Raw genomic sequence first — 17,282 nt, forward strand, 5'->3', positions numbered from 1 at the left:
GCAGAGAGGAAGGAGGAGCCGCGCGATGGCACTACCCCTGCCCCGCCCGTTGCACGCACTCACACCTCCCGAGCTGGAAACGGCGGCAAAGGACCGGCGCTGGCCGAAGTGGCAGACCATGGCTCTGCTGCGCTCGCTGAACCTCCCCGTGCTCAACGCCTGTCTCATCCAGCCCGGCGACAGCGCGGCCGCTCTCCGCACCGCCGTGCACGTACTGGCCGCCGCGACCGGCATGGAGACGCTGATGATCCGCTCGGACGGTGGGATGGAGAAGAGGCAGTACTACCGCGGCGGCAACACGTTCCCCGTCGAGGAGATCGGGCAGCGGGCCGCCGGGCTGCTGGCCGATGGACGGGCGGTGATCCTCGCAGAGCCCACCAACCGCTTCACCAACCGCCTCACCGTCCTGGTCCGCATGGACCGGCCCGCCCCCGGCCGGCCCGGTTCGCTGACCCTGGAAGCCCTCGGTCCCGGCTATGACGTCGCGGACCTGACGCGCGGGCAGATCCCTCCGCAGATCACCGCCCAGCTCGACGATGTCGACTTCGCTCGCTACCAGCCGCCACGCTGGTACGAATGGAGCATCACCGGGGATCGGTGTCCCGGCGGTGAGAAGGCCCGCCGCACCCGCCGCCTGGAGCGACTCGCGGCCCAGACCCTCACCGACAGCGGTCATCTGGACGGCGAGGCAGGAGCGGCGCAGGCCGAAGCATGGCTGCGGCAGCGCAGCTACCCGCACCTGTTCGGACCGCAGCCGACCCGCGAGGCTCTGGCCGTACGCGCCCGCCGACTGTTCGAAGACGCCTTTCTTCTCGCCCGGTCCCAGCCGAACAGGAACTGGCTGTGCCTGGCCACCGCGTTCTCCGTCTTCGAGCAGCCTCGCACCGTCTACTGGGACCTCGTCGACGGCGAGCGCAAGTACGCCGCGGCGGAACCGGCCGCCACCGGGCACCGGGAGCGGGCCGCATGAACACCCGACCGATCTACCTCGACCATCAGGCCACCACCCCGCTCGACGAAAACGTTCTGGAGGCGATGCTGCCCTTCCTCACCAGTGAGTACGGCAACCCTTCCAGCCCGCACGCCCGCGGACGCACGGCCGCGCGGGCGATCCACACGGCCCGCCGCCAGGTCGCCGACCTGATCGCGGCCGAGAGCGAGCCGGAAATCGTCTTCACCTCCGGCGCCACCGAGGCCAACCACCTCGCGATACTCGGTGCCGCCCTTGCCATCCGACCCTCGGGCGGGCACATCGTCACCACCGCGATCGAGCACAGGTCCGTCCTCGCCGCCTGTCGGCGGCTTGTCGACCACCACGGCTACACCCTCAGCCATGTGGACGTCGACGCATACGGGCTCGTTCACGCCGCCGACGTCGCCGCCGCCCTCACGCCGGACACCGTGCTCGTCTCGGTGATGCATGCCAACAACGAGATCGGCACCATCCAGCGGCTGACAACCATTGCCGGGATCACCGCACCGCGTGGCGTCGTCCTGCACACCGACGCCGCCCAGAGCGCCGGTTGTGGACTCCTCGATGTCGCCGAACTCGGAGTCGACCTGGCGTCCTTGTCCGCCCACAAACTCCATGGCCCGCAAGGCATCGGCGCCCTCTATGTCCGCGGCGGCACCCGCATCACCGCTCTGCAGACCGGCGGGGGACAGGAACACGGCCTGAGGGCCGGCACCCCCAACGTTCCCGCCATCGTCGGCTTCGGCGCCGCCGCACACCTCATCACCACCGACGCCGTCCCGCCCCCGACCCGCACTCGGGCCCTGCGTGACCGGCTTCAGAGCCGCCTTCTGGCCGCACTCCCGGGCGCCACCGTCAACGGCCACCCACACCGGCGACTGCAAGGGAACCTCAGCCTCACCCTGCCCGGCATTGAGGCGCAGGACCTCCTCGACCGACTTCCGGGCATCGCGGCCACCACCGGCTCGGCCTGCAGTACCGGCAGCGGTGAGCCCTCCCATGTCCTCAGGGCGATCGGGCTCACCCCTGACCAGGCCCGTGCCACAGTCCGGCTCAGCATCAGCCGCACCACCACCGAGACTGACATCGACCAGGCCGCCGACCTCATCAGCCGGGCCGCACGCACCCTGAGACCGGCGCTCGCCGACAGCGCCTGACCCGTCTCGTACGCCGTCAGGCCCCGTCGCCCGTCCCGGGCAGCGTGCGGCGCATGCAGGTTCGGGGCCAGCGGTCGAGGCCGTGGGCGGCTTCGCGGCGGCGGATGGCGCGGAGGGCGGGGGTGAGTTCGGCTTCGGAGAGGGGGCGGAAGCCGCAGCGGGCGTAGTAGGGGGCGTTCCAGGGGACCTCGGTGAACGTGGTGAGAGTGAGCGCGGGGGCGCCGGTGGCGGTGGCGTGGGCGGCCAGGTGGTCCAGCAGGGCGCGGCCGATGGCGCGGCGGGCGTGGTCCGGGTGGACCGAGACCTGCTCGATGTGGAGGTTGCCGTCGACGCGGTCGGCGATCAGATAGGCGACGGGGGTGTCGGCGGCGTCCACGGCCACCCAGGCGAGTCCGGCCCGCTGGTGGCGGGCCAGTTCGGTGAGGGTGGGGAGCTCGTCGTCGGCGATCTCGGGCATGCCGATGTCCCGGAAGCAGCGGCCGGCGGCCCGTTCGATGTCCTGGAGGGCGGGCAGTTCGTCGGGGCGGACGGGTCGGATGCGCATGGGGGCATTGTGAGGGGGCGATGCCGTGCGGGGTCGCGTGGGGGCATGGTGGGGGTGGATGCCTTGCGGGGGCGTGCGGGGGCCGCCGGGTGTGTACGGGGGTCAGTGGCCGCGGGGGTGGGGCAGCCCTCGGCGGTGTCCGCGTACGGCCTGCCAGAGGGCGCCGAGGGCGAGTGCCTGGACCAGGGCGCTGACGGCCAGGCCGCCGGCCAGGAACCAGGTGGGCGCGCCCTCGGCGGCCCAGACCGCGTCACCGGTCATCACCACCAGGGTGGAGAACGGGAGGGTGAACAGGGCCGGCCACACCCAGACGAAGCCGGGGTCGGCGGAGAAGAGGGTGACGGCGGTGGCGACGGCGAGGGAGCCGGCGACCAGGGTCAGATAGATCGCCGAGGCCGGGTTGGCGAAGGTCAGGCGGGTGAGCGTACGGGCGTTCACGGTGTTCCTCCCATGGACTCCTGGTGCGTGGTCGTGTCCCAGGGTCACGCGGGGGCGCCACCCGGCGCATGAGTGCCCGTACTCAGGTACGGGGGCGGGGACTTCTCACCGGTGCGGGGCGTGGACTTTTTACCGGCACGTAACTTCCCAAGCCGCGCCTACCCGTGCGTAACTTGGCATGAGCACGGCACTCACCCTATGCCGTGCCGTGGTGTCTCCGTGGTCCGGGCCACTGGGCGGACTCCCCATCCGCCCCGCTTATCCCCATGTCCTTGAGCCGCAAGGAGACCACTCGATGCTGCCCGAGACCCCCCGCCGCCCCCTGCGCCGCGCGCTGAGAGCGTGTGCCGTCCTGCTGCTGGCCGCCGCCGCGACCCTGGTCCCCGGCGCGGCCGCCACCGCCGCCCCCGCCCAGGCCGCCGCCGTCAGCAGCGGCTGGAACGACTACTCCTGCAAGCCGTCCGCCCGGCACCCCCGCCCGGTGGTGCTGGTCCACGGCACCTTCGGCAACTCCGTGGACAACTGGCTCGGCCTGGCGCCCTACTTGGTCAAGCGCGGGTACTGCGTCTTCTCGCTGGACTACGGGCAGCTGCCCGGGGTGCCGTTCTTCCACGGCCTCGGGCCCGTCGCCAAGTCGGCGGAGCAGCTGGACGCGTATGTGGACCGGGTCCTCGCGGCGACCGGCGCGGCCGAGGCGGACCTCGTCGGGCACTCCCAGGGCGGCATGATGCCCCGCCACTACCTGAAGTTCCTCGGCGGCGCCGACAAGGTCAACGCGCTGGTCGGGATCGCCCCCAGCAACCACGGCACGACCCTGCTCGGGCTCACCCAGCTGCTGCCGTACTTCCCCGGAATCGGGCACCTGCTGAACGAGAAGACCCCGGCCCTCGCCGACCAGGTGGTCGGCTCACCGTTCATGACCCGGCTCAACGAAGGCGGCGACACCGTGCCCGGGGTCCGCTACACCGTCATCGCCACCCGCTACGACGAGGTCGTCACCCCGCACCGCAGCCAGTTCCTCGACGGGCCGGACGTGACGAACGTGCTCATCCAGGACCGCTGCCTGCTCGATGTCTCCGAGCATGTGGCCATCGGGCTCACCGACCGGATCGCCTTCCACGAGGTGGCCAACGCCCTCGACCCGGAGCGCGCCACCACGGTGGACTGCCTGTCGGCGGTGAGCTGACGCAGCGCAGAGCGGAGGCGTGCCCCGTCCGGACCTCTTCGGACGGGGCACACCTGTCGGTGGGAAGCGGCCGGTCAGCGGGTGTGGCGGCCCGCCGGGGCGGCCTTGCGGCGGTTGACCGCGAACATCAGACCCGCGCCGAGCGCCAGCACCGCCGCGCCGCCCACGGCGAGGTAGGTGGTGCGGGCGTCGCCGCCGGTCTCGGCCAGGCCTCCGGTCGCCGCCTGCGCGGAGGGCGAGGAGGGGGCGGCGGCGGGCGAGGACGGGCCCGCGGACGGGATCGCGGAGGGGGCCCCGGCGCCGGCGGCGTCCACGGCGTTGCCCTCGGGGGCCGCCGACGGGACGGCGGAGGGCGCGGCCTGCTTCACCTCGGGCGCGGCCCCGGCCTCCGGCGCCGCCGCACCGGGCTGGTGGCCGCCCGCCGGGTGGTCGTCGCCGCCGTGACCGCCGTGGTCCACGGTCGACTTGTCGCTACCGTCCTCGATCTGCTGCTCGCTGGGCGCCGAGGCCACCGGGGCGGGCGCCCCGGCGGAGGCGGTGCCCTTGCCGTCGAACACCACGTCGGAGCAGGTGTAGAAGGCCTCCGGCGAGTCCGAGCGCTGCCAGATGGAGTAGACGAGATGGCGGCCGGACTTGGCCGGGACCCGGCCGTCGAAGACGTAGTGGCCGTTCTCCAGCCTCGGGTTGACCACCTTGGCGAACGGCCGGGCCTCCAGGTCCGACCACTTCAGCGGCTTCGAGGGGTTGTAGCCGTCCTTGGTGACGTACAGCTCGAAGCTGCCCCGGTGCGGGGCGGTCGCCTTGTAGCGGAAGGTGTGGTTCCCGGCGGCCAGCTTCGAGGAGGGCCAGTCGGCGCGCGGCAGGTCCAGCCCCTTGTACTTGTCGCGGCCCGCGCTGCACAGCTTGCCGTCGGGGATGATCTGGCGGTGCCGGCCGGCCGCGTCGCCGATGTTCACCTCGTTCCAGTCGTAGAACGCCTGCGTCCCGGAGGCCGCGACCGCCGCCTTGCACGCCGCCGACTTGGGGCTCTCCGGGCCCTCGCTGAAGCACGCCGACACCCTGCTGACCGGGTCGGTCATCGAACCGTGCGCGGCGGCGGGGGTCGCGGCCAGCCCGGCGAGCGCGAGCGGGCCTATGCCCAGGGCGAGGGCGGCGGCTGCCGTACGGCGACGAGTCATGGGGGCGTTCTCCTTCGGACGTACCAGTGACAGGTGGGGGGTTGGGGGGCGGGCGTGTACCGACCGTGTCGGCGCCGGCGGCCGGGCGCCCCGGTGATCAGCAAGCTAGCCGGTCCGGACGCGGAAAACGGCTGCCGGAGGGGACCGGGGGCGATCCTTATGGCGCGGTTAAGGTCGCTCTAAGAGGGCGCTCAGGAAGCGCCGCCACCGACCTGCTGTGAGGAGCCGTACCGATGGCCGTCATCCACGAGACCACCATGACGCCTGGCAAGTTGGAACTGCTCGCGTCCTGGCTGCCCGGGCGGCCCTGGTACGCCGGCTCCGCGAGCGCGCCCGCGCCCGAGAAGGCCGGCGGCTTCCGGCTGGACGACCCGGAGGGCGCGGTGGGCATCGAGTTCATGGTCGTCAACGACGCCTCGGGCGAGCGGCCGGTCAGCTACCTCGTCCCGCTCACCTACCGGGGCGAGCCGCTGGAGGGGGCGGCCGAGGACGCGCTGGTCGGCACCTCCGAGCACGGGGTGCTGGGCAAGCGCTGGGTGTACGACGGCGCCCACGACCCCGTATTCCAGGAGCGGTTGCTCGCCTTCCTGGCGGGGCGCGCCGAGCCGCAGGCCCAGTCGGTCTCCGACACACCGGACCCGTCCGTGGTCGCCCACGGCACCGGGGGCGAGCTGCCCGCCGGGCTCACCGCGACCGGGGTCGCCGACGGGGCGGACGGCACGGCGATCGCCGTACGGTCGGCGGACGGCGGTGAACTGACGCTGCGGCTGGTCCGGGTGCTGGAGGGCGGGCAGACCGGGCCCGAGACCGACCCGGCGACCACCCGGGCGTACGGCACCGCCGACTGGAACCTCCCGGCCGGGGGCCGCGCCCGCGGGCTGTTCGTCCTGCTGCGGGACGCGGCGCGGTGACGGCCGAGGCGAGCCGCGGTGGGCCGGTGCCGCTCACCCTCACCGGCACCGTGCTCGACGCGCCCGACGCCGGTGAACTGGCGGCCTTCTATGTGGCGCTGCTCGGCTGGGAGGTGACGGCGGACGAGCCGGAGTGGGTCAAGCTGCGGGCGCCCGGCGGGGGAGCGGCGCTCGCCTTCCAGAGCGAGCCGCACTACCGGCGCCCGGTCTGGCCGACCGAGCCCGGCGCCCCGGCGATGATGTCCCACCTGGACATCGAGGCCGCCGACCTGGCCGCCGCCGAGGCCCACGCCCGGGCCTGCGGGGCCGTCCCGGCCGCTTACCAGCCGCAGGACGACGTCCGGGTCATGCTCGACCCGGCCGGACACGTGTTCTGCCTGTGGACGGCGACGGGGGACGCCTCGGGGTGACAGGTGGGTGGGACTACCGAGCGGTGGCGCCCGGCAGTCGGCCGGCGTGGGCCAGTGCCTCCAGGGCGTCCAGGGCGGCCACCGCCGCGGTGGCCGCCTCCGGGTCCCGCCCGGCCAGACCGCTCGCCGCGAACTCGTCCTCGTCGAGCCGGAGTACGCGGGACCGGTCGGCCGACACCCACAGGTCCAGGTCCAGGTCCTCCACCGTCACGCTGCGGTCGTCCACCACCGCGGGGCGGGTGATGTCGCAGTACCAGCCCTTGAGGGTGCCGTCGGCGGTGCGGACCTCCTTCACCGCGTACCACCGGTCCCGCCAGTAGTGCTCGGTGAACACATCCCCCGGCTCGAAGCGGACGAAGCCGAAGTCCCGCACCCCGTCCCCGGCCCAGGGGGCCCGTACCGTGATCCGGTCGCCGTCGTCCGACAGCACCTCGGCCGGGTAGCGGATCTTGGTCCGGCCGCCCTTCACCAGGACGATGTCGAGGGACCCCGCGGACGGGTCGGCGGACGGGTCAGTGGAACGTGCGGACATGGCGTACCTCCGTAGCGCGTACCTCGTAGCCGAGGCGGCGGTTCACCGCGAGCATCGGCTCGTTGGCCCCGTCGTTGCTGGTGAACGCCTCGGTGTAGCCGGCGGCGCGGGCACGCCGCAGGGAGTCGGTCTTGGCCAGCCGCGCCAGCCCCCGGCCCCGGTGGGCCCGCAGGGTGCCGGTCATCCCGCTGAAGTAGCGGGTCAGCCCGTCGGTGGAGGCGGCGGTGAACGCGGCGACCCGGCCGTCCACCGTCACCACCGTGGACAGCTCATGGTCGAAGAGCGGATGGTGCCAGGTACGGGACAGCCAGTCCTGGTAGTCGTCCAGCTCGGCGCCGACATCGCTCGGCTCGTCGGCCGTCACCTCGGCGTCGGCCTCGAACAGCGGCCGCGGGTCGGCCCGCCACTCGGCCGCGGTGTGCAGCCGCACCCCCGGCGGCAGCGCGTCCGGCGGCTCGGGCAGCGGGTGGGAGACCAGGTCGAGCCGCTGGAAGTGCGCGCTGCGGGCCGGCCGGTAGCCGTGCCGCCCGGCGAACTCCACACCCCCGGTGCCCTCCAGCGCCCAGCAGTAGAGCGCGGTGGCGCCGTGCGCCCGGACATGCTTCTCGGCGGTGCGCAGCAGCAGGGTGCCGGCGCCGTGGCGGCGGTGGCCGGGGTGGACGTACGGGGTGGTGTGCGCCTGCCCCGGCTCGGCGCTCTGGAAGGCGAGGCCGCAGTGGGCGGTGCCGACCACCTCGCCGTCCCGCTCGGCCACCAGCAGCCGGTAGCGCTCGGCCGGGTGGGCGTGGTCCACGGTGAACCGCAGCGAGGCCTCCGTCACCACCTCGAAGGGCAGTGCCGCCCGGCGTACCGCGACCACCGCCTCGGCGTCCCGGGCCGCGAAGTCCCGCACGATCATCGTCACGGCCCGCACGGTACGGTCACCGGCCGCGCGGCGCCTCCGAATTACCCGCCGCGTCCGGGGCGCCGGTGCGCCACAATCGGACGGTGACCTTGAAACTGTCGGTGGACCCGGCCTCCGCCACCGCCCCGTACGAACAGCTGCGCGCCCAGATCTCCGACCAGGCCCGCTCCGGGCGCCTCCCGGTCGGCTACAAGCTGCCCACGGTCCGGGGCCTCGCCGAGGAGCTGGGGCTCGCGGCGGGCACGGTCGCCAAGGCCTACCGGGCGCTGGAGGCGGACGGGGTGGTGGAGACCCGCGGCCGGGGCGGCACGGTCGTCGCCGCGGCGGGCGACGCGGCCGCCCGCCAGGCCGCGACCGCCGCCGCCGGATACGCCGCCGAGGTGCACCGCCTCGGGCTCAGCCACGCCGACGCCCAGGCCGCCGTCGTCGACGCCCTGCGCGCCGCCTACGACCGCTGAGCACCGGCCGACCGGCCCGGAAAGCCGCCCATGGCCGCTGAGCGGCGGCCGACCGGACCCGGGCCGCCCACGGCCGCCGACGGTTGCACCCGGCCGGGCCGGGGAAGGCGCCTACCCCGCTGAGCGGCGGCCGACCGGCCCGGGGAGCCGCCTACGACCGCTGACGGCTGCACCGGGCCGGCCCGGGAAGCCGCCCACGGCCGCTGAGCGGCGGCCGGACCGGGGAGGGGAGGGCGCCTACCACCGCTGAGCGGCGGCCGACCGGGAAGGGCGGTCACCTGCAAGGGTGGTCATCCGCAAGGGCGGTCACCCGCAACGGCGGTCACAGGTACAGGCCCGCGTCCGTCCCGCGGGACTGGTCCGGTACGGCGGCGGGGCCGGTGCCGCGGCGCAGCGCGTACAGCTCGGCCAGGGTGGCGCCCTCGCGCCCCACGCCCTCCTCCGTGCCCAGCCAGCCCACCGCCTCCTCGCGGGTCAGCTTCCCGACCTCGATCCGGGCCAGGCAGCGGCCGGGGCGGACCACGGCCGGGTGCAGCCGCTCCAGGTCCTCGTTGGTGGTGACGCCGACGAGGACGTTGCGCCCCTGGCCGAGCAGACCGTCCGTCAGGTTCAGCAGCCGGGAGAGCGCCTGCCCGGCCGCGTGCCGGGCCTCGCCGCGGATCAGCTCGTCGCAGTCCTCCAGGAGCAGCAGCCGCCAGCGGCCGCCGTCGGGCCCGTCGTCCTCGCCGATGGCGATGTCCATCAGATAGCCCACGTCGTTGAAGAGCCGCTCCGGGTCCAGTACGCAGTCCACCTGGCACCACTCGCGCCAGGAGCGGGCCAGGGTGCGCAGCGCCGAGGTCTTGCCGGTGCCCGGCGGCCCGTGCAGAAGCAGCAGCCGCCCCGCCACGTCCTGAGGGGTGACGGCCATCAGCCGCTCCAGCGCCCCGGCCACCGGGGCGGTGTAGTTGCGGGCGATCTCCGGCCAGGTGCCCGCGGAGATCGGGCGGGTGGTGCGGTGCGGGCCGCGCCGGGGGGAGACGTACCAGAAGCCCATGGTGACGTCCTCGGGCTGCGGCTCCGGCTCGTCCTGCGCGCCGTCGGTCGCCTCCTTCAGCACCCGCTCGGCCAGCTCGGCGTCGACCGCGGTGACGGTCACGTCGGCGCCGCGGTTCCAGCGGGATACCAGCAGCGTCCAGCCGTCGCCCTCGGCCAGGGTGGCGCTGCGGTCGGCGTCCCGGGCGGCGCGCAGCACGGTGGCGCCGGAGGGGATCAGGGTGGCGCCGGTGCGCAGCCGGTCGATGGTCGAGCTGTGCGCGTACGGCTGCTCGCCGGTGGCGAAGCGCCCAAGGAACAGCGCGTCGACCACATCGGACGGCGAGTCGCTGTCGTCGACGTTGAGCCGGACCGGCAGGGCGTCCTGCGGGGGTGACGGAGTGTCGGACATGACCCCATGATCCGGTACGCCCGACCCGCCCGCACCGGGTTTAGCAGCCCGTCGGCACTTTCCGGAGCCTTTGGCGAGTTGTCGCCAATCCGGGGTGTTCGATAGCCGTTTGATCCGCCTTCGCCGCTTTCATGGAACGGCGGCATCCGCGCCCGGCGCCGTTCCGCACTCTCTCCCGCTCCGTTCGTCTTGGCATGGACACTCCATGCTGCTACATCACCAGCAGGACATCAGCCTGCTTATGGGAGGTTCCATGAAACTGCCCCGAGCCGCGGCACTCCCCCTCTCCCTCCTCCTCGGCGCCACCCTGGCCCTCACCGGCGCCGCCACCGCACAGGCCGACTCGACGGCGGCCGCCGTCGACTACGTGGCCCTCGGCGACTCGTACTCCTCCGGGGTCGGCGCCGGCGCCTACGACTCCTCCAGCGGCAACTGCAAGCGCACCCCGCGCGCGTACCCGGCGCTCTGGGCCGCCGCCAACTCCCCCTCCTCCTTCGCCTTCACCGCCTGCTCCGGCGCCCGCACCAACGATGTGACGGCCGGCCAGCTCGCCCCGCTCTCCGCCGCCACCGATCTCGTCTCGATCACCATCGGCGGCAACGACGCCGGCTTCGCCGACGTGATGACCACCTGCGTGCTGGAGTCGGAGGCCAACTGCGTGGCCCGGGTCAACCAGGCCAAGGGCTATGTGGACAGCACCCTGCCCGGCCGGCTGGACAGCGTGTACAGCGCCATCAGGTCCAAGGCGCCCGCCGCCCGGGTCGTCGTCCTGGGCTACCCCCGCTTCTACCGGATCGGCGGAAGCTGCCTCGCCGGGCTGACCGAGAACGAGCGCCGGGCGATCAACGGCGCCGCCGACCACCTCAACACCGCCACCGCCAAGCGGGCCGCCGACCACGGCTACACCTTCGCCGACGTGGTGCCCGCCTTCACCGGACACGAGATCTGCTCCGGCTCCGCCTGGCTGCACAGCGTCAACTGGCTCAACATCGGCGAGTCCTACCACCCCACCGCCTCCGGCCAGTCCGGCGGCTATCTGCCCGCCTTCCGCAACGCCCTCTGATCCGTCCTCTCCCGTCGATGACCGCCGGATGCCTCCGGGCCGTCGATCCGGCCCGGAGGCATCCGGCGGTGACGAGAGCCGGTGAGAGATCGTGAGAGATGTCCAAGTCACCCTGCATTGATCAGAATTCAGGGGGTATGGAGAGAGTGCTCGTCAACACCCGTACACAGGTGGTGAATCACTCCACCGGGATACACGTGTGTGAAGCGGGGACGATAGGGTTAACCTTCAGCGGCCGGGTGCCCTCATACGGGTGGGGAGTGACATGGAACGGATAACAGCAGTGCGCGGCAGGCCTCGGGTGCCTGCCATCACCTGCGGCAGCAGTGCGACCAGCTCTCGGCTGGACCGCCATCTCGCGGTGCTGGGCGGTCCCGCCGTCGCGCCGCGCGAGGCGGCCGAAGCGACCTTGCTCATGCGGGAGCTGACGACACGTGATGTCGCTCACGCCCGCACCAGCAGGAGCGGACGGGTCCGGCTCTTCGCGCCGCTCCGCCGACTGCGCCGCACGCTCTTCGGCAGCCACGGCTGACGCGTCCACGGTCGGCGCCGCGCCCCGCTCCCGGTACCGCGCCGCCCGTGCGACCCGCTCCCGCCCGTATCACGGCACCTCCGGGTGCCCGCCGCTCAGGCCACCACGCCCGAGCGGCGCAGCTCGGCGCGCTCCGGCCCGGACAGCCCCAACTCCCGTAGCAGCGCCTCGGTGTGCTCACCCAGCGCCGGCACCGGGCCCATCCGGGGCTCGGGCCCACCGGGCAGCGTGAGCGGCGGAAGCATCGCCCGCAGCGGCCCCGCCTCGGTCCCCACCGCCCGCCACCGGTCCCGGGCCGCGAGCTGCGGATGCGCCGCCACATCCGCCACCGTGTTCAGCCGGGCGCAGGCGATCCCCGCCGCCTCCAGCCGGGCCAGCGCCTCCACCGTCCCCAGCCCGGCCAGCGCCCGGGCCACCGCCGCGTCGGTCCGCTCCCGGTGCGCCACCCGCGCCGTGTTGGTGGCGAAGTCCGGGTCCCCGCCCAGCTCCGGGCGCTCCAGCACCTCCTCGGCCAGCCGCCGCCACTCCCGGTCGTTCTGCACCGACAGCAGCACCTGGCCGCCGTCCGCCGTGGCATAGGCGTCGTACGGGGCGATCACCGCATGCGCCACCCCGGTACGCGGCGGGGCCTCGCCGCCGTGCATCCCGTGGTGCAGCGGATGGCCCATCCACTCGGTCAGCGCCTCCAGCATGGACACCTCCACCGGACCGCCGCGCCCGGTGGCGGCCCGCCGCAGCAGGGCCGCCAGCACCCCGGAGTACGCGTACATGGCGGCCGCGATGTCCGCCGCCGGGATGCCCGCCTTCACCGGCTGCTCCGGGGTGCCGGTCACCGAGACCAGCCCCGCCTCGCACTGCACCAGCATGTCGTAGGCCCGCTTGTGCGCGTACGGGCCGCCGGCCCCGTAACCGGAGACGTCCACCGCCACCAGCCGGGGGTGCGCGGCGCAGAGGGTGGCCGCGTCCAGTCCGAGACGGGCCGCCGCGCCCTGGGCGAGGTTCTGCACGAAGACGTCGGCGCCGGCCACCAGCCGCCGTACCAGCTCCAGCCCGCGCGGGTCCTTCAGATCGACCGCCAGCGACTCCTTGCCCCGGTTGCACCAGACGAAGTGCGAGGCCAGCCCGGCGGCGGCGGTGTCGTAGCCGCGCGCGAAGTCCCCGCCGTCCGGCCGCTCCACCTTGATCACCCGGGCCCCGAGGTCCGCGAGCTGCCGGGTGGCGAACGGGGCGGAGACCGCCTGCTCGACGGCGACCACGGTGATCCCCTCCAGGGGGAGGGGCAGCGGCGCGGGGGAGGGGGAGGGCTGGGTGCTCATGGCGACCGTGCTTACCGTGTACGACCCACCTTTGTCACCCCCTGCCCGCTAGAGCAGGGTCAGCTGGCCCTCCGGTCCCTCCTCGCGGCCCTCCAGCACCGAGGCGGGGCGGCGGGCGGCGGCCGGTACCGGCAGCACCCCGGCGGCCTCCAGCGCCGAGCGCCCGATCGAGGCGCCGGGTAGCGCCGGATCGAGGCCGGGTGGCGCCGGGTCGAGCGCGGTCCGCTCGGCCTCCAGGGCGGCCTGGAGCGCCAGCACGGTGATCAGCTCCAGCAGCTCCGAGGTCCACTCCTGCGGCCAGCCGGCCGGGCCGATCGCCTCCAGGGTGCCCGGCTCGGCGGGCGCGGTGCGCTCCGCGAACCACAGCTCCAGCATCCGTACCCCGCCTACCCGGTACTCCCAGGCCGCCTCCGGCACCGGCGCGATCCGGCCGGAGCCGCCCACCACCAGGGTCTCGCCCTCCGCCTCGTACGCCAGGGAGTCCGGGCGCGGCGGCAGGGCGGCGCGGACATAGGGGCGCCGCCCACCCGGCAGCCGGGGCCGCTCGCCGCCCCGGGCGCCGCGCAACTGCACCTCCGTCATCCGGCGGCCCAGCGCCACCCCGGCCGCCCACACCTCCGGGTCGGCCGGCAGCGGCACCCGGCAGCCGCTGGGCGAGGGCAGCGCGGCGGCCACCGCCCAGGCGGCCACCTCCTCGGGGGCGACCGGGCGGCCGTACCGCTCGCCGAGGAAAGCGGCCAGCCCGGGGGAGACGTTGGGCTCCCGGCCGCCGGGGCGCCGGTACAGCGGGCGCACCCGGCCGGGGCGGCCCGCCGGGGTGTGGTCGTCCGGCAGCGCGGCCGCCGCCAGCAGGGCGGGCCCGGCCGCCTTCGGCACGTACCCCTGCTCCACCAGGAACACCTGGCGCTCGCCGTCCGCCACCCGCCACAGCTCGGGGCGGGCCGCGTCCAGCAGCCGGTGGTCGGGCAGCAGCCAGCGCTCCTCGAACGGCCCGTGCGCCACCCGTACCGGCTCCGGACAGGGCCCGGCCTCCCGGGCCAGCCGCCCGGTGCCGGTGCGCTGACCGGGCAGCGCGGCGACCGAGGTGGTGAGGGTACGGGCCCGGCTCGGCCGGAACAGCCCGGCCCGCGTCTCCTCGTCCGCCGCCCCGGTGAGCACCGCCCAGCGCGCCCGCAGCACCGCCGCGTCCGGCGCCGCCACCCACCCCCGCCCCGGCCGCAGCGGCGCCACCGACCAGGGCATCAGCTCGTCCAGCAGCGGCGGCTCGTCGACGTCCACCGGCGCCGGACCCGCCCCGCTGGAGGGGTCACTGCCGTCGGCCGGGGAAGCGGGGCGCACATCGGTCACGGGCGGAATGCTAGTGACCTCCGGCGACGGGTGGGCCCGGGGCGGGCAGCCCAGCGGCCGGAAGGGCCCGGGCGCCGGTACGCGGCGGGGTGGGCGGCAGGTGCCGGGGTGGGCGTACGCGGCGGCCGCACGGTCGGGGGGTGGTGGGCGTACGCGGTGGGGCGGGCGTACGGGCGTGGGCGCCGGGTCACGCCAGGTACGACCCGTGTGCCCCGGGGGCGCCCCACCGGGCCCGGGGGCCGGGTCACGTCAGGTGTGGCCGCCCCCGGCCCCGCTCACCCCACCGGCGCGGGCGTCGGGGCCCGCCACATGCGGCCCGCGTGCCCGAGGGGGCCCGCCCCGTCGGTCCGGGGCGCCACCCGATCCCGCCAGGCCCGACCCGGGCCCGGGTCGCTTGCCCGAGGGGCCGCACCGGCCCCGTCTTAGTCCGCCTCCACCGTCACCGTGAAGGAGAACCGGTCGCCCCGGTAGCGGATGCGGGCCACGTCCACCACCGCGCCCTCCTCGTCATAGGTGACGCCGGTGTAGTGCAGGATCGGCGAGAGCAGCGGGACCTGGAGCAGCTCGGCGGTCTCCGGGTCGGCGAGCCGGGCCTCGACGGTGTCGGTGATCCGGCTGATCCGCACCCCCACCGCGTCCCGCAGCACCTTGGTCATCGGCCAGCGCTCCAGGTCCGCCGGGTCGATCCCGGCCGCCACATCGGGGCGGACCGCGTTCTCCGCCCAGTTGGTGGGCTCCCCGCTCTCCCCGTCGCGACGCAGCCGCCGGTAGTGGACCACCTCCGCCGCGCCCGGGAAGTGCTCGGCCAGCTCCCCGGGCACCCGCACCGGGCCGTGGCCCAGCACGGTCGTGTGCTCACCGGACTGCTGGGCCACGATCGCGTCGATCGAGCCCAGCAGCCGGCGCGGGGCGCTGCGCCGGGCGCCCGGTTCGATGAAGGTGCCGCGCCGCCGGTGCCGGCTGATCAGCCCCTCCTCCTCCAGCTCCTTCAGCGCCTGCCGCATGGTGAGCACGCTCACCCCGTAGTGCGCCGCGAGCTGCTCCTCGGTGGGTAGCCGCAGCGAGGCGTCCGGCGCGCGGCCGAGTATCGACGCGCGCAGGGACTGCGACACCTGGTACCACAGCGGCAGCTTGCGGTTGAGCACCAGCGAGTCGGGTGCGAAGGCGGTCACGGTTCTCTCCGTACGGCGGTGGCCCGGGGCGATGCCCAGGGGCGGGGGTGGCGCGGCGGCCACCAGCCTAGGCGGCGGGGCCCGGGCGCCGAGGGGAGCCCGGGCGCCGCGGCCTGGGGCTCAGGCGCCGAAGTGGCGCTCCATGCCGTTCCAGACGGCGTCGTACCCGTCCTGGAGGTGCTCGGCCCCGGCCGCCTGCGCGGTGGCGGTCACCGGCCAGCGGGTCTCGAACATGAACGCCAGCCCGTAGTCGATCCGCTGCGGCCTCAGCTCCGCCGCGCTGGCCTTGTCGAAGGTCTCCCGGTCCGGTCCGTGCGCCGACATCATGTTGTGCAGCGAGCCGCCGCCCGGCACGAACCCCTCCGCCTTGGCGTCGTACGCGCCCTCGATCAGGCCCATGTACTCGCTCATCACGTTCCGGTGGAAGTACGGCGGCCGGAAGGTGTCCTCGCCCACCAGCCAGCGCGGCGCGAAGACCACGAAGTCCACCCCGGCCAGCCCGGGGGTGTCGGTCGGCGAGGTCAGCACCGTGAAGATCGACGGGTCCGGGTGGTCGTAGGAGATGGTGCCGATGACGTTGAAGGTGCGCAGGTCGTAGACGTACGGGGTGTGGCTGCCGTGCCAGGCGACCACATCCAGCGGCGAGTGGCCGTAGGTGGCGGTCCACAGGTTGCCGCAGAACTTGTTCACCACCTCCACCGGGCCCTCCACCTCCTCGTACGCGGCGACCGGCGCCCGGAAGTCCCGTACGTTGGCGAGTCCGTTGGCACCGATCGGACCGAGGTCCGGGAGCTGGAACGGGGCGCCGTAGTTCTCGCAGACGTAGCCGCGCGCGGTGGCGTTCAGCAGCTCGACCCGGAACCGCACCCCGCGCGGGATCAGCGCCACCTCGCCGGGGCGGGCGGCCAGCAGGCCCAGCTCGGTGCGGAGCAGCAGCCCGCCCTGCTCGGGCACGATCAGCAGCTCGCCGTCGGCGTCGCTGAACACCCGGTCCATCGGCGCGTTGGCGTGGTAGAGGTGCACGGCCATACCGGTGCGCTGGGTGGCGTCCCCGTTGCCGCCCAGCGTCCACAGCCCGGCCAGCCAGTCGGTGCCGGGCGCCGGGTCGGGCAGCGGGTTCCAGCGCAGCCGGTTGGGGTCGGGCACGGTCTCGGTGAACGGGGCGGTGCGCACTGCCCCGTTGCCGATGCGGGTGAACGCCGGGTGCGCGGCCGAGGGGTGGATCCGGTAGAGCCAGGAGCGCCGGTTGTGGGCGCGCGGCTCGGTGAACGCGGAGCCGCTGAGCTGCTCGGCGTACAGCCCGAGCGGGGCGCGCTGCGGCGAGTTGCGGCCCAGCGGCAGGGCGCCGGGCAGCGCCTCGGTGCTGTGCTCGTTGCCGAAGCCGGAGAGGTACCCCAGCCCCTCGGCGGTCTTGCGCGCCCGCTCGCTCCGCTCCGCCAGGGCCGCCGGGTCGGTGAGGGCCGCGCCCCCGGTGCCGCCTGCCGCCTGCTGGTCCGTCATCGCCCGCTCCTGCCGCTCGGCCGGGCGCCGGTCCTCTGACCGACGCAATCCTATGGATGACCGTAGGATTGCCGGGCGCTCCCGTCAACGGTCGGATACCGGCCGCGTCGGAAGACGGGATGGAAGGCGGGACGGAAGACGAGACGGAAGGCTGGACGGAAGGGGGCGGGGACGCGGATCGTCGCCGGTCGGTTCCCGGGCCGCCCCCACCTGGGGTTTTGCTCGTATTGCTCAC

Annotated in this window: 18 protein-coding genes; 8 read left to right on the forward strand and 10 right to left on the reverse strand. The window is 74.5% G+C overall.

All coding sequences use genetic code 11. The features are described 5' to 3' along the window. The first annotated feature begins 25 nt into the window (after positions 1 to 25). Entirely contained in the window at positions 26 to 970 is a 945-nt protein-coding gene (locus tag ABZ945_RS25335; protein ID WP_361273669.1) for a hypothetical protein, read from the forward strand. Beyond that, on the forward strand, positions 967 to 2,130 hold the full coding sequence (locus tag ABZ945_RS25340) for a cysteine desulfurase family protein (RefSeq protein ID WP_361273672.1): 1,164 nt from the start codon (positions 967 to 969) through the stop codon (positions 2,128 to 2,130). The genes ABZ945_RS25335 and ABZ945_RS25340 overlap by 4 nt, the downstream gene beginning before the upstream one ends. A gap of 16 nt (positions 2,131 to 2,146) precedes the next feature. On the opposite strand, the gene ABZ945_RS25345 is transcribed toward ABZ945_RS25340, so the two are convergent. After that, complete coding sequence (locus tag ABZ945_RS25345; RefSeq protein WP_361273674.1) at positions 2,147 to 2,674, reverse strand: GNAT family N-acetyltransferase; 528 nt, start codon at positions 2,672 to 2,674, stop codon at positions 2,147 to 2,149. 102 nt (positions 2,675 to 2,776) lie between these two features. Beyond that, positions 2,777 to 3,112, reverse strand: coding sequence for a hypothetical protein (locus tag ABZ945_RS25350; RefSeq protein ID WP_361273676.1), 336 nt, complete (start codon positions 3,110 to 3,112; stop codon positions 2,777 to 2,779). 295 nt (positions 3,113 to 3,407) lie between these two features. Here ABZ945_RS25350 and ABZ945_RS25355 point away from each other — a divergent pair, with 295 nt between their 5' ends. Beyond that, on the forward strand, positions 3,408 to 4,298 hold the full coding sequence (locus ABZ945_RS25355; RefSeq protein ID WP_361273679.1) for an alpha/beta fold hydrolase: 891 nt from the start codon (positions 3,408 to 3,410) through the stop codon (positions 4,296 to 4,298). Between the two features lie 74 nt (positions 4,299 to 4,372). On the opposite strand, the gene ABZ945_RS25360 is transcribed toward ABZ945_RS25355, so the two are convergent. Further along, complete coding sequence (locus ABZ945_RS25360; RefSeq protein ID WP_361273681.1) at positions 4,373 to 5,476, reverse strand: lytic polysaccharide monooxygenase; 1,104 nt, start codon at positions 5,474 to 5,476, stop codon at positions 4,373 to 4,375. Positions 5,477 to 5,709: 233 nt separating this feature from the next. On the opposite strand from ABZ945_RS25360, the gene ABZ945_RS25365 reads away from it, so the two are divergent. Next, positions 5,710 to 6,387 (forward strand): 1,4-alpha-glucan branching protein, encoded by a 678-nt coding sequence (locus ABZ945_RS25365; protein WP_361273683.1) that lies wholly within the window; start codon positions 5,710 to 5,712, stop codon positions 6,385 to 6,387. After that, entirely contained in the window at positions 6,384 to 6,797 is a 414-nt protein-coding gene (locus tag ABZ945_RS25370; RefSeq protein ID WP_361273686.1) for a VOC family protein, read from the forward strand. Before ABZ945_RS25365 ends, ABZ945_RS25370 begins: the two co-directional genes overlap by 4 nt. Before the next feature lie 13 nt (positions 6,798 to 6,810). On the opposite strand, the gene ABZ945_RS25375 is transcribed toward ABZ945_RS25370, so the two are convergent. Both ABZ945_RS25375 and ABZ945_RS25380 read right to left on the reverse strand, forming a co-directional pair. After that, positions 6,811 to 7,329, reverse strand: a complete 519-nt coding sequence (locus tag ABZ945_RS25375) for a DUF402 domain-containing protein (protein WP_361273689.1) — start codon at positions 7,327 to 7,329, stop codon at positions 6,811 to 6,813. Beyond that, positions 7,310 to 8,233, reverse strand: coding sequence for a GNAT family N-acetyltransferase (locus tag ABZ945_RS25380; RefSeq protein ID WP_361273692.1), 924 nt, complete (start codon positions 8,231 to 8,233; stop codon positions 7,310 to 7,312). The genes ABZ945_RS25375 and ABZ945_RS25380 overlap by 20 nt, the downstream gene beginning before the upstream one ends. Before the next feature lie 83 nt (positions 8,234 to 8,316). Here ABZ945_RS25380 and ABZ945_RS25385 point away from each other — a divergent pair, with 83 nt between their 5' ends. Continuing rightward, positions 8,317 to 8,691 carry a GntR family transcriptional regulator gene (locus ABZ945_RS25385; RefSeq protein WP_361273694.1) on the forward strand — a complete coding sequence of 125 codons (375 nt, stop codon included), beginning with the start codon at positions 8,317 to 8,319 and terminating at the stop codon, positions 8,689 to 8,691. 322 nt (positions 8,692 to 9,013) lie between these two features. Here ABZ945_RS25385 and ABZ945_RS25390 read toward each other — a convergent pair whose 3' ends face one another. Beyond that, the gene (locus tag ABZ945_RS25390) at positions 9,014 to 10,117 is read right to left on the reverse strand and encodes a DUF5925 domain-containing protein (protein WP_361273697.1); all 1,104 of its coding nucleotides are present in this window, start codon (positions 10,115 to 10,117) and stop codon (positions 9,014 to 9,016) included. A 253-nt stretch (positions 10,118 to 10,370) separates the two neighbouring features. Between ABZ945_RS25390 and ABZ945_RS25395 the strand changes: the two genes are divergently transcribed. Then, positions 10,371 to 11,180 (forward strand): SGNH/GDSL hydrolase family protein, encoded by an 810-nt coding sequence (locus ABZ945_RS25395; protein ID WP_361273699.1) that lies wholly within the window; start codon positions 10,371 to 10,373, stop codon positions 11,178 to 11,180. Positions 11,181 to 11,445: 265 nt separating this feature from the next. Beyond that, complete coding sequence (locus ABZ945_RS25400) at positions 11,446 to 11,712, forward strand: hypothetical protein (protein WP_248637253.1); 267 nt, start codon at positions 11,446 to 11,448, stop codon at positions 11,710 to 11,712. Between the two features lie 95 nt (positions 11,713 to 11,807). Here the strand turns inward: ABZ945_RS25400 and ABZ945_RS25405 are convergent, their stop codons facing one another. The 4 genes from ABZ945_RS25405 to hmgA form a co-directional block, all read right to left on the reverse strand. After that, the gene (locus ABZ945_RS25405; RefSeq protein ID WP_361273702.1) at positions 11,808 to 13,028 is read right to left on the reverse strand and encodes a CaiB/BaiF CoA-transferase family protein; all 1,221 of its coding nucleotides are present in this window, start codon (positions 13,026 to 13,028) and stop codon (positions 11,808 to 11,810) included. A 48-nt stretch (positions 13,029 to 13,076) separates the two neighbouring features. Further along, positions 13,077 to 14,270 carry a type ISP restriction/modification enzyme gene (locus tag ABZ945_RS25410; RefSeq protein ID WP_361273765.1) on the reverse strand — a complete coding sequence of 398 codons (1,194 nt, stop codon included), beginning with the start codon at positions 14,268 to 14,270 and terminating at the stop codon, positions 13,077 to 13,079. 527 nt (positions 14,271 to 14,797) lie between these two features. Then, a complete protein-coding gene (locus tag ABZ945_RS25415; RefSeq protein WP_361273704.1) occupies positions 14,798 to 15,547 on the reverse strand; it encodes a GntR family transcriptional regulator in 750 nt (249 codons plus the stop codon). A 120-nt stretch (positions 15,548 to 15,667) separates the two neighbouring features. Beyond that, positions 15,668 to 17,047 (reverse strand): homogentisate 1,2-dioxygenase, encoded by a 1,380-nt coding sequence (gene hmgA / locus ABZ945_RS25420; RefSeq protein ID WP_361273707.1) that lies wholly within the window; start codon positions 17,045 to 17,047, stop codon positions 15,668 to 15,670. Positions 17,048 to 17,282: the final 235 nt, after the last annotated feature.

The sequence above is a fragment of the Streptomyces sp. NPDC046887 genome (genome assembly GCF_040644755.1).
Lineage (GTDB): Bacteria > Actinomycetota > Actinomycetes > Streptomycetales > Streptomycetaceae > Streptomyces > Streptomyces lichenis.